The 12229-nt window shown below is 35.5% G+C and carries 13 protein-coding genes; 2 read left to right on the forward strand and 11 right to left on the reverse strand.

Translation table 11 applies throughout. The features are described from left to right. The first annotated feature begins 30 nt into the window (after nt 1–30). Nucleotides 31–522, forward strand: coding sequence for a hypothetical protein (locus ACQKII_RS19685; protein WP_427462177.1), 492 nt, complete (start codon nt 31–33; stop codon nt 520–522). Between the two features lie 90 nt (nt 523–612). Here ACQKII_RS19685 and thrS read toward each other — a convergent pair whose 3' ends face one another. The 9 genes from thrS to ACQKII_RS19730 form a co-directional block, all read right to left on the reverse strand. After that, nucleotides 613–2541, reverse strand: a complete 1929-nt coding sequence (gene thrS, locus ACQKII_RS19690) for a threonine--tRNA ligase (RefSeq protein ID WP_427462178.1) — start codon at nt 2539–2541, stop codon at nt 613–615. A 449-nt stretch (nt 2542–2990) separates the two neighbouring features. After that, nucleotides 2991–3452, reverse strand: coding sequence for a DUF2691 family protein (locus ACQKII_RS19695; RefSeq protein ID WP_427462179.1), 462 nt, complete (start codon nt 3450–3452; stop codon nt 2991–2993). Between the two features lie 249 nt (nt 3453–3701). Then, on the reverse strand, nt 3702–4313 hold the full coding sequence (locus ACQKII_RS19700) for a hypothetical protein (protein ID WP_427462180.1): 612 nt from the start codon (nt 4311–4313) through the stop codon (nt 3702–3704). 34 nt (nt 4314–4347) lie between these two features. Next, nucleotides 4348–5157, reverse strand: a complete 810-nt coding sequence (locus tag ACQKII_RS19705) for a lipid II flippase Amj family protein (RefSeq protein WP_427462192.1) — start codon at nt 5155–5157, stop codon at nt 4348–4350. Nucleotides 5158–5436: 279 nt separating this feature from the next. Continuing rightward, nucleotides 5437–5946: a hypothetical protein gene (locus ACQKII_RS19710; RefSeq protein WP_427462181.1), complete on the reverse strand. Its 510-nt coding sequence runs from the start codon at nt 5944–5946 to the stop codon at nt 5437–5439. 220 nt (nt 5947–6166) lie between these two features. Further along, the gene (locus tag ACQKII_RS19715) at nt 6167–6631 is read right to left on the reverse strand and encodes a hypothetical protein (protein ID WP_427462182.1); all 465 of its coding nucleotides are present in this window, start codon (nt 6629–6631) and stop codon (nt 6167–6169) included. A 162-nt stretch (nt 6632–6793) separates the two neighbouring features. After that, nucleotides 6794–7141, reverse strand: coding sequence for a DUF3147 family protein (locus ACQKII_RS19720; RefSeq protein ID WP_143999003.1), 348 nt, complete (start codon nt 7139–7141; stop codon nt 6794–6796). Next, complete coding sequence (locus ACQKII_RS19725) at nt 7141–7539, reverse strand: MarR family winged helix-turn-helix transcriptional regulator (RefSeq protein ID WP_427462183.1); 399 nt, start codon at nt 7537–7539, stop codon at nt 7141–7143. Before ACQKII_RS19725 ends, ACQKII_RS19720 begins: the two co-directional genes overlap by 1 nt. A gap of 292 nt (nt 7540–7831) precedes the next feature. Continuing rightward, nucleotides 7832–8029 (reverse strand): hypothetical protein, encoded by a 198-nt coding sequence (locus ACQKII_RS19730; protein ID WP_427462184.1) that lies wholly within the window; start codon nt 8027–8029, stop codon nt 7832–7834. Between the two features lie 223 nt (nt 8030–8252). Here ACQKII_RS19730 and ACQKII_RS19735 point away from each other — a divergent pair, with 223 nt between their 5' ends. Next, nucleotides 8253–8903 carry a FusB/FusC family EF-G-binding protein gene (locus ACQKII_RS19735; protein ID WP_427462185.1) on the forward strand — a complete coding sequence of 217 codons (651 nt, stop codon included), beginning with the start codon at nt 8253–8255 and terminating at the stop codon, nt 8901–8903. A 368-nt stretch (nt 8904–9271) separates the two neighbouring features. On the opposite strand, the gene ACQKII_RS19740 is transcribed toward ACQKII_RS19735, so the two are convergent. Beyond that, nucleotides 9272–10552, reverse strand: coding sequence for an oligosaccharide repeat unit polymerase (locus ACQKII_RS19740; protein WP_427462186.1), 1281 nt, complete (start codon nt 10550–10552; stop codon nt 9272–9274). 1240 nt (nt 10553–11792) lie between these two features. Continuing rightward, nucleotides 11793–12005, reverse strand: a complete 213-nt coding sequence (locus ACQKII_RS19745) for a hypothetical protein (protein WP_427462187.1) — start codon at nt 12003–12005, stop codon at nt 11793–11795. Nucleotides 12006–12229: the final 224 nt, after the last annotated feature.

Consider the following 12229-nt stretch of genomic DNA (forward strand, 5'->3'; position numbering starts at 1 on the left):
ACTGTTAACGCTAAAACAGGAGGTACAATCATGCAGGTATTATTTCTAACATTGGTTGTCGTTTCGACCTTGTTTTTTCAACCTCAAACTACGCCAGAAGTTTCAACAGACAATATTTGCGCACCCGTTGAAACCTCTAGCCCAGCTTTTCAATACCCTGTCAATCAAACTAAATCATTTCTTGATGTAGACGATTTTTATAACCAAATAGATAGAACAAACTACGAGGAATATAACAATGCTGCGTTCAGCATTCGTCAAAAAATACTATTTAAAGACGTACCGGAAGTTAAGCATACGTTTAATGTGAAAACGAATCATATTGATGAGAAATTGGACCTTTCCAATCACACATTTATACATCCGAATCGACAAGTATATTTTTTAGCATCTTTTTTTCAAAATGACCAAGAAGAGTTCCATAAATTCGTTGTCATAGATGCCGAAACTAAAACCATACTTCTTGGTGGAAGTCATTATCATCATTATGATAATCCCTATCAACAAAATGATCGTCCATGAATGAGGTTTCTCTTGTGACCTCCATAGTTTATAGTATGCATTTAATAGCGTATCTAGAAGTATTACGGTTGAAATAGATTGTCAACTTCTTTATGCATTACTACCAGGTAGCTCCTTTTGCCGAATTTCTTGTTTTATTTCCTCTATAAACTGCTGAAGTGGGATATTAATCAATTCCGATTGACCGTATTTTCGAACTGTCACACTTTGATTGTCACATTCTTTGTCACCGAGCACTAAAATGTACGGTATCTTTTTCATCTGAGCATCACGTATTTTTTTCCCAAGTTTCTCTTGACGATAATCTTCACTAACGCGTATTTGTTCCTGTTGTAAGACTTGCATCACTTGTTGTACATATATTTGATGCGAAGCCGCTACACCAATTACTTTTACTTGTTGAGGTGCTAACCAAGTTGGGAAGGCACCTCCAAAATGTTCAATTAAAATGCCTAAAAAACGGTCAATCGAGCCAAAGACAGCACGATGAATGACGACTGGCCGTACTTTTTCATTTTGCTCATTCATGTATGTTAGATTGAACTTCTCTGGCAATTGGAAATCGAGTTGGACTGTTGCACACTGATGGCTTCGCTTAATGGCATCTTTTATATGAATATCAATTTTGGGTCCATAGAATGCCCCATCCCCTTCATTTATTTTATAAGGATAGCCTACATGATTTAATACGTTTTTTAACGCCGCCTCGGCTTGATTCCAAAGCTTAATATCCCCCATAAAATCGTCAGGACGTGTCGACAATTCAATTTCGTAGTGAAAGCCAAATACTTGATACACCTCATCAATAATTTTTAGCGCCAACACTATTTCATCCTCTATTTGTTGAGGTGTAACAAAAATATGCGCATCATCTTGGCAGAACGAACGTACACGTAGAAGTCCATGTAAAGCGCCGCTAAATTCATGTCGATGAACTTGCCCAAATTCTGCCATACGAATGGGTAATTCTCTATAGGAATGCCGTTCATTTTTGAAAATCAGCATATGCCCAGGGCAATTCATTGGCTTTAAGGCAAAGCTTTGATCATCTACCTGTGTAAAATACATATTGTCTTTATAGTGATGCCAATGTCCTGATTGTTCCCATAAACGTCGATTCATCATCAACGGTGTACGCACTTCTTTGTAGTCATATTTCGTTTGTAGATTACGTAAAAAGGACTCCAATTCATTGCGAATGATTTGACCATTTGCTAAGTAAAAGGGCATTCCAGGTGCTTCTTCCGAAAACATAAACAAGTCGAGTTCTTTTCCTAATTTTCGGTGATTGCGCTTTTCTGCTTCTTCTAGGAAAACAAAGTAATCATTCATTTCCTCTTTGGTAGCAAATGCTACGCCATAAATACGTTGTAACATTTGATTTTGGCTATCGCCACGCCAGTACGCGCCGGAAACCTGCATTAATTTGAAGTGTTGTAATTTACCCGTTGCAGTCACATGAGGTCCACGACATAAATCATAAAACTCTCCCTGTTCATAAACCGTTACAATGTCGTTTTCAGGAATATCCTCCAGAAGCTCTAACTTCAACTTATCGTTTGCAAATAGACGTTTCGCCTCTTCTCGCGATACCTCTTTTCGACGTATTGGCATATTTTCTTGGACAATTTGTTTCATCATTTTTTCAATTTGTTGTAAATCACTTGGTACAAGCGAATGGGCAATGCTGATATCATAATAAAACCCATTTTCGATTACTGGACCTACACCAAATTGAGCTGCTGGAAATAAACGCTTAAAAGCTTGTGCTACTAAATGGGCAGTTGAGTGACGAATAACTTCTATTCCTTCTTTTGAGCTAGCATCGTATAGTGCGATTTGGGCATCTTCCAATATTGGGCGCGTCAAATCAACGATGGTTCCGTTCACACTCCCTGCAATTGCTTTCTTACGTAGCCCTGGACTAATCGCTTGTGCAATGTCGGTTAGTGTAACACCTTTAGTAAATATTTGTTGTTTACCATCTGGAAATTGAATGTTAATTGCTTGATTTGACATGTTCACTTCTCCTTTTCTATAAAAATAAAAAAACACATAGCCGTCCCATAAAGGGACGAGTATGTGTTGATTACCCGTGGTTCCACCCAAATTCCCACTAAATGCTCTAGTGGCTCATTGACTCTGCTGTAACGTCGCATAACACGGTGCAAGTTTCCAAGCACTGCTCCAAGGTAGTAAGAGTTTGATGCTGCATTAGGAAGTTCTCAGCCAAGACTTCCTTCTCTGTGAATCGGTCATCAAATCTCGTGTCCTTATCATCGCTGTTTTCATTGTTTCATGAAATTGATATTTACTATATCTGACACGCCATTACTTGTCAATATTTGAAAATTTTATTTATTTCATAATGGATTCTCCATTTTTGTTGATATAGCAATGTTCTTTTGAATTTACTTTTCCCATAAAAAAAATTTTTTTGATCAAGGCTTCGTTACGGTTTAGCGCACCTAAAAAGTAATCAATCTTGTCCTTGCATCATTGTCATCTGTGATATATTCAATATTTTTATAATTTTTCTCATGTGCTTGTTTATGTAATTGACGAATCACATCATCTTGTTTGGCATATATGGTGACATAACAACTATCTACAAGCAACAGGACAAATTGACAATCACATTCCAAGAATTCCTGATATGTAGCCACTTCCTTTACACTAGCGTAAGACGGAAAAGCCTTTAAATCTGTGAATATTAAGTAATAGTCTTCCTCAGAAATTATTTTTAAAAACGCATGGCTATCTAGCACACATACTGTTGGAAACAGATCTCTCCCTAACGTACCCTCTTCGATGATGTATGATTCTTCACCACCAATGCGCCAATGCCAATTTTCGATGGGCAACTTTCCTAACAGATCGTATAATTGCCGACCATATTTATTTGGGATTTCAAAGTGAATACCTCTCATACTTTACTTCCACCTTCAGTAGTTCATATTATTTGGCAATGGAAATTCAGGCCTTTGGACACAAAAATAACAATGTGGATCATTACAACTTTTTTCTTTCCATTCATTACACTTTGCACAAAAATAAGCATCAAATGATTCATCCTAAATGCAATGGCAATGGCATTTGGAGCAACTATTTTCTTTATCGATAAAGTGAAACTTCAATCAGTGTGGGATTTCTCCCCCCTCTGAGGAAGTGCAAAGTAGTTAGTCCACTTGAATGACGATCTCTAATCCCGTAGGTGTTTCTCGAAAGACGTCGCTGTATTCTTTAAAGACAAATTCTTGCCCTGCAATATTGTCAGGTAACGGTGGTGTGACAATGAAGTTGGAACTGTCATGTCCTGTTGAACCCCCACTGCGATCCCTCTGACATTCATATTGTTCCCCTAACAACAACTCAAAATGATTGCGAGAAGATTTTTGCATAAGATGAATTGGGGAATCATTCGTAGCATCCCAGTCCACAAGAAGCTGTACAACGCTAGCATTTTCATATTGACGGATAAAACTTACCGTGTAATTACGTTCAGCAATTTCAATCGATTTTAAAACTGGGACGTGCTTCCTAAAACCAGTTGGTTCAACACGAGGTTTATAATAATCTTCCATTCTTATCATTTGAAATAACGAAGCAAGATAGACCTCATAAAAATCATACTTTTTAGCCCATTTGGAGATTGCTTCATCTGGTGGAAGGCCAGGATTATTACTAGAAAGGTCTTTACGCTCTTTTAATAACGCACAAATTTGTTCATCAATAGGGTAAAGGTCTTCCTCATAATGATCTGTTGGGCGATCATAAGATTCTCTGTTCATGTGAATCCTCCTCTATCAAATATTTTCCAGCCATTCATGTCATAAATTGGGTGAACCATGCAATATACTTGGCACCTGGAATAAATAAAACTTGTGCTAATACGGTTCCTAACAAGCGTGACCCCATCATCATTACCGATGCACGTTTTAGATTCAGATAGCTACCTCTTTGATTGATTACATCATCTGCAAGGATTGAAATTTTAGGGTCAATGAAAACTATCAATAACATAGTGGCCACACCATTGATAAGCCCTGAAGCCATTACAGCGGTTGTCGCTCTTTCCGGGACCAATAAAGTGGCATAAAGTGCTGATAGAACGCCAATTGTATAAATCGCGGTAATCACTACATTAATGATAAATAATTTAAGTGGGATATCGCGCCAACTGATTCCCTTTAAATATGAAAAGCTTGGCAGATGAAAATGCTTGATGCCTCGCTTCATATATTCAAGCGTAAAGCCTTTTTTTAGTAACGCAGGAATAGATCCTCTTTCCTCTGTCAAATAGATTATCGCCCTTGAAAAAATGGCTACAAACGTTGGCAACAAAAGAATACCTAGTAGTGTTCCGAGTGAAGCAAAGCCTATAATAATGCGAAATTGCTGCTCAACAAACGCGAATGCATTTTCCTTTGGTGCTGTATCTATTAAACTCCCAGTAAAGGGTTGTTGCATCATATTCGCGAGCCTTGATACCATTACCATTATATTAAACAGGGAAAGTGCGGAAGCTAATAATTTCACACGCGCTCCCGATAAACGCACTGCATATGCTAGCGTCTCAATGGCATGTATGATGAGGATGAATAAAGATATTATGATTAGCTTTTCTGTCAACATGTCCAAATACTATTACCTTTTTTCAGCAAGCGCATTTTTCGAAGCACTCACTTATATCTTTCTTAAAATTTGTTAAACTATTATCACACATAAATGTTTTCAATTTTCCGATTATTTCCCTTGAAGTATAGAAATGAATTTAAGATACACACTCCTTCGTTATTATATTCTACGAAATTGGTGTTAATAAGTTCCGATTAAAACTATTTTTTACAGTAAATTTCCATAAAAAAAATGCTATTCATAAGATTTCTTCTGTGAATAGCATTTTATAGTCTATTAATGATTGACGACAAATTCATTGTTCCAACTTGTAGAATCAGAAAGTTGATAGGTCACCATATTGGCGGTTACAGCGAGTACGATGCCTGCTCTAAAGCTCGTATCATTTGTTGGATTCTCTAATACTAAAACGACATAGCCCTCACCTTGCCCCTGTGCGTCTACTGCGTTTGTAGCATCAAATTCAAAAGTTGCATACGTATCTTCATCCTTCAAAACGAGTAAACGCTCCTCTTCATATACACCCTGCTCTTTCAAATTATAGCTGACTGGCATCCATCCTTCTGACCAATCAACACTGCCGATTATTTCCTTTTTACGACTGGCAAGTTTGCCAATTGAAAACGTAAAGTATATCTTTATAATTGCCTGTTCCAACTCATTTTTTCCTTCACATGTAGCAGCTACTTGAAGTTTAATATCCTCTTTAGAGAGCTTTAATACAATAACTAGAATCGCAACAAAAATACAAATGACAAGCATCACGCCAATAATTATTAATCCCATTAGACCCCTCCGATCATTCCAAGTACTATTACTATTAGATTACCATGTTTTGGGAAGAATAGTATTTTTTCATCAAACAATCTTAGGATATGACATAGGCATAAATGATGTGACAAAAAACGAGATACCTTACTTAAGAAGTAATTAAAAGGCATCCCATTAGATTGTGAAATCGGGGAGTAAGAAGCATGAATGACAGCGCTCACTCAGGACCTACTAACTATTTTGTTGCTTGTAATTCAGCAGTTAATGTAAACGGCATTTTTAAATATTCGTACTGTATGGTAATTTTCCTTGCTTCGGAAGCATTCACCTTCAAAGCATAGTGCTGTGGCTGCTTGCCAACTGCCTGTCTATCTATGTATTGACTAGGGAAAATATTCACTTGCTTTATTTTATGAAATGTAAAGTTTGGGTTGCCTTCTATTTTAGTTTCCGCTTCAAATGGCTCAGACTTACTCACAACCAATTCAACACTTTCAGGGGGCTTTTCATTTACGACAATACTTTGTAACTGTATCTCCCGCAGTCCCTTATTTTCAATTTCAATAAATCGAACAGCTGGATTATCGTCAAAGCTTGTATAAGCATTGATGACAAGTGGTGGATTACTTTTTAGATAAATAATAAAAACAGCACCCACCACAAACAAACTAAAAAACAAAACAAATAGTAATCTTTTCATACAATTCCTCTCTTTCCGGCTTCACAACAAGTATAGCGGGAAATCATTGCCAGTGGAATTGCTATTTTTCTTGTCAAATCATTTTATAGTTATAGCAGTGCAACACATTCTGTTGAGGCAACTGCTGAATAACAACGATTGTCATAGATAAAATCTCCTACTCTAAATTGAAATATGAAATATACCCGCAACAGCTTTTTGAATTCCTAAAAATAGCGCCCATGAAACGATGCCAAGTCCAATAGCAAAAACAATATGGACAGATGATTTCATGGCCATGTAGATAACAAACAGCATGACCATTGTCGCAGGTAGACCGACCAAAACGCCAACTGTAAATCGCTGGATATGGTCACTTGACTCACTTTGAACCGTGAGCCAAATAATACTTAAAATACTTACAAGAGGTAATGCTGCAATAATGCCACCGTATGTAGGAAACCTCCTGGCAACCTCTGTCACGATGCCAATGATTGCTGCTGAACTAAGAATTTTTAACAGTGTATACATTACTTCGCCACCCCACTTAAGAGACGGAACGCCTGTAAGATTGTTTGCTGTTCACTAGTGGATAAATGATTTAGCGCATGCTGTAGTTTCTTATCATCTAATTCAGTGTTTTTCTTCACGACATTTAGTCCCTCTGCCGTTAGGTGAAGATTCACCTTGCGCTGATCTTCAATAGCCCGCTCCTTTTTTACCCAGCCGTTGCGTTCTAATTTTTTTATATGCTCAGACGCTGTATTTTGTGAAATATTCAACAACTCTGCAATTTGTCGGACAGTCACTTCATCTTCCTTTTGAATCATTTGCAATATGCGAACACTTTGATGGGAAATAACATCCTCATGCGTTGTGTGAAGATGATAGAAAATAGTTGTAAAATAATTATTGATATCCTGAATCATGACTATTACTCCTTTGATATATCGTTAAAAGCGATTATATCGTATTGTACGATATATTAAAAGATTTTTTTTAATAATATTTTGAGGAGGCATCGCATTATCCCTTAATTTTTTGGATTTATCACCTATCTTTTGTGATTTATCACCCAAACTCATTTTTATGAATTTTACAAAGTTAACTTGAAACAACTTTTACAAAGGAACCTATTTTCGATTGTCCATAAATAACATCTGTAATAAACATTAAAACCCTCCACAAATTCAGTTATAAAACTTTTTAGTATGACTTCACCTATGACTTATCTGATTTTTTATAATCCTTACTATCCCATGCCCAATTTACAAAGGCAAAGACTACCGTAAACCACAGAGCTTTTCCTGCACTCGCAAACACAACAATTTCCTGAGAATAATAATAACTAGTGCCTATATTACAAACGAAAAATGCGATAAATGATACCATATAAATATTTCTTCGTATAAATTGCATGTGAATTCGCTCCTTTTCTTTATTTCGATTTCTTAAAATGCTAAGATAATAGTAGTTTTCTTTACAAGGAGGAATCGAAATGGTCGCATTCTTTTGTAATGCTTGCTCTAGAACGACATCTTTGCAGGTCAAAGAGATCTAGATTAAGTGAACCCAGGTGAAACAACATGGATGATCTCTTTAGGCCACAACCAAAAGCCTATACTAAATGGAGTGATTTCAAATGGAAAAACAAACAATCCAGCCGTTTTTAACGGTTGCCAACTATCATTTACTCGAGCAACAAATGAATAAAATCTTACACACACTTGCTACAACAATAGATAATAATGTCATTCTCGCTGTACGCGGTCTTGTTGAAACAGAAATTACAACGAAGGTTACAATGACTGCTACTGAAGCTCAACTTATTGAGCAGCTCTTTACCGTAACAGATCGCACACAAGGAGAGAATTATTTAGAAAGTTTAAAGCCCTATGTCATCCCTTTCAAAGCAGTTACAGTAAGTTCGATTAAAAGCTTGTTCAAAAAGGAAAAAAAGTTAAAGATACCAAATTTGGATGATATGGATTTTCAACAAATTTGCTATTTTGCTTGGGATGATCCTGGTACGCATCGTAAATATGTTATTATCGAGCAGGAAGAACAGCTAAAAGCTATTAAAGGCCTCTTCGCAAATAGTACTATTAAAGGTATTTGCGCTATCTGCAACCGTCACGCTGATGTTGGTCTATTTACAACTTCCGTTAAAGGGCAAGTCGTGGGAACATTTACGAATCATAGCAATTACATTTGTGCGGACAGTGCTAAATGTAACCACCATGTATCTGATATGCACAAAGTGAATGAGTTTTTCAATCGCATCACACAATAATAAATGGACCTTCTCCACAATTTGGAGAAGGCTTTTTTTTCAGATTGAGAACGAAGTACCTCCCCCCAATGTTCATAAATAATTTAATTTTAAATTCCACCTTGATAGAAGAAACGTACCTAGGTTTTCTCTTTGGCTATGCTAATATGTAGAATTGCTAAACTTATTGATAATCTCACTATACTGTAAGCTCTCTATTAAATCCTCCGTTGTTGATGATTTGCTGTGATCTTAATGCTGAAAATAGTATAAAGTTTCAATTATTTACAAATTATTAAATATTCACTATTTTTAACTTTATTACTCTATAAAAAAAGGCTCGTCACCAAAAGTAAGTGTTACCCTACATTTGGGACAGCCTATTGTCATCAATATGAAAGTTTTCGTTCATCCGTTTTAATGATGGAGGATGCGATAATAACGAAGCCTAACATAAGAATAAAGATTAAATCCAGTAAACCTGTATGCATCGATACGGTAAACAACGTAATTGTAAATGCGTATGCTACAGAGTGGAAACTGCGAATGCCTTCCTGCTTCACTTTATTATAGATTAATGAAATTAACACACCATACAACAGGAAGCCGATTGCTACTAATAAATAGCCACCATCTAAGAACAATTGTCCAATAAAGGTTGGTGTTGTTGTTCGTCCTTCACGCGTAATAAATATACCACCTTTTACACTAAGAGAGTTTACGACCTCTGTTACCTTCATGCGAGGTGAGGTTTGTTCACCTGGTAAAATCGTATTGAAAATCCCCTGATGAATTTCTCCTTTTAAGTATCCTTCATCTTGTGTATATTCAATAATCTTACTCAAAACGATATGACTTGTGACACTTTCCGCGTTTATGGCACGCATCCAACTTGGTGTCATGTTTACCTTTTGTTCAGCTGTTAATAGCTTCTCTTCCTCTTCTGCTGACAATTCCACATCTGGCTGTTCACGACTATTAAAATCCTTTGATAAATCCTCTGTTAGGACACGAATAAATCCAAACATAGAGAAAGCTACCCCAATAACGACTAATGCCGTTAAGAACCACGTCAACTTCACCCGTTTAACCACATAGTGTAAAACAATGATGCAGGTGAACAGCATTATAATTAAAGGTGTACGATAGGCCACTAATAAAAATAAGAACATCACAATTGCGAAAATCGAACCATAAACTAATGCCTTTTTCCATGTCATTTTCTTTTCTAAAATCATTTTATACGATAGTAATAATAAAATCCCGAACCATAATAATTGGCTAAAGAAGTTTAACTTAGGGCTGAGGTTACGACGATTTGATTCATCAGAAATACCTAAGCCACCACCAAAAATCATCATTAAATAGGAGACTAATCCGAGTAATGTTAATAGTACAATAAAGTGAATTACATATTTCCCCAAGAGCGACAGTCCGAATGAAGGAATTGTCCATTGTAGTTTATCGATAATATACACACCTATGTAATAGCAGACAAGCGCTAAAATAACGACTGGCCATATGGATACACGGACACTATACTGTTCAAATTTATGCCAATCAAATAAGCTCGTAAAGAAATATAGCACTAAAATAAACGGTAAAAAGAAATACGGTGAAAACATATCAATCTTATTTAACTTTCCTAACAAACCTTTTAGTTTACTCATACAGATCACACCTTAGTAAGATGTTCCTTCTCCTCCTTTTTAACAAACAGACAGATTTTTACTAATTTCTATGTAAAACAAAAATAGTATATCATAAGTAAAAAAGTATTTATAGAAAAATTTACTATTTTTTATTTAATATTAATAATTTACCATTTAAAACTAATACGCGAACGAACGCGAATGGATTTTTTGTTTTTTCATCATTATCCATACATTAAAAAGAACCCCTTTTGGATTAATGCGCTTGTAAGAGAAACATAAACATATATTTAAGATACATCTATCTCACAATGTAATAAAATCAATATTAACTGGTTCAATTCCGGCTGCCTATTTTTGTGTTAATTTCTGTTCAAAATAATAACTTCTGATTTGCCGTTCCATTCTATCGTTGCTTCCATCTGCTCATCTTCTTCAATAATTACCTCACAACTTTTATTGTTTGATGGATAACCAGTACACTCACGATTACCAGAAATTATATTTTTACCTCGATGGTTGAATTTTTCTTGTTTGCTTCCAAATTCAAACCATAACTCTCTATGTTATATCCAAGTATCGATGGTGCAGGATCTTTTCCGATATATTCAATTGAAAAATCCGCCAATTCTTTCTTTACTTATTTCAGTTTAGTACTTAACAATCCAGTTGTTACTTTTTCCATAAAAATTATATTCTTTCCCGCCGTCTGAACAAGCACTTAAAATCAAGGATATCATCACGAGAGCTAATATTTGATAAGGTTTCACAATTCTCCTCTCTCCCTATAAATGTTTTACACATTGTTTATTAATATAATTTTATCTACCTTATTGCAATAGAACATTTAGTCTCATTGTATGAATACTGGTGGTTCTTGAGAAATGGAATTTATTTAATATTTTATACTTTGTTTATTCCAATAGCAGAAAAGGAAAATTTGATTTTACAAAAAAAATAAAAAATAATGCGTATGAAAAATAATAATTAACCTATACTATTAAAGATTTCACTTCAAATCCAAGTGACTAGGAGGGTTAACCCGATGAGTAAGGTTGATCAATAGCTCTGAAGGACCATCAATACTGAATAAAGCTAAAGTACGGTTGTCTTAGGTAAATCTTAAGATCGAATGCGGAAGCGAGGCAGTGTGTCATGGAGGAATTAAAGTAAGTGGTAATCAAACCCGGGAATATTATTTCCGGGTTTTTTGTTTTAACACTACTGAAAATAAATCGAGTATTTTAAAAAAAGTCTTTTATTTTTTACACTCGAAAGAATATTCACTTGTGAAATTATTATGGATTTCTAATATGACTTCTCCACCCAATTCATAGCAGCGAGTACTAACCAAATTTATTTGTTTAGTATTGAAATAACTCGTTGAAATCGTTAAAAAAGCGACACCAAATAAAGCGATAACTAAAATCCATAAAACTTCTCCAAAATACTTATTTCTAAATATAGTCATTTTCAGAACACCCCTTATTTAGATTGAACTAAACTACCCATTTACTTTAATACGCTCGAAACAATTATTAGTTCTAAATATTTATAAATTTACCATTTAAAATTAACGAAAATCAATCTATGCTTATTGATACAGATAGGTAAGCCTTTGAAGTTATCGCTGGCTTTTCCCCCTGTTCACACCGTACGTGCGACTTTCACCGCATACGGCGTTCCAACTAATCC

The sequence above is a fragment of the Lysinibacillus sp. NPDC048646 genome (assembly GCF_050272295.1).
Classification (GTDB): Bacteria; Bacillota; Bacilli; order Bacillales_A; family Planococcaceae; genus Lysinibacillus.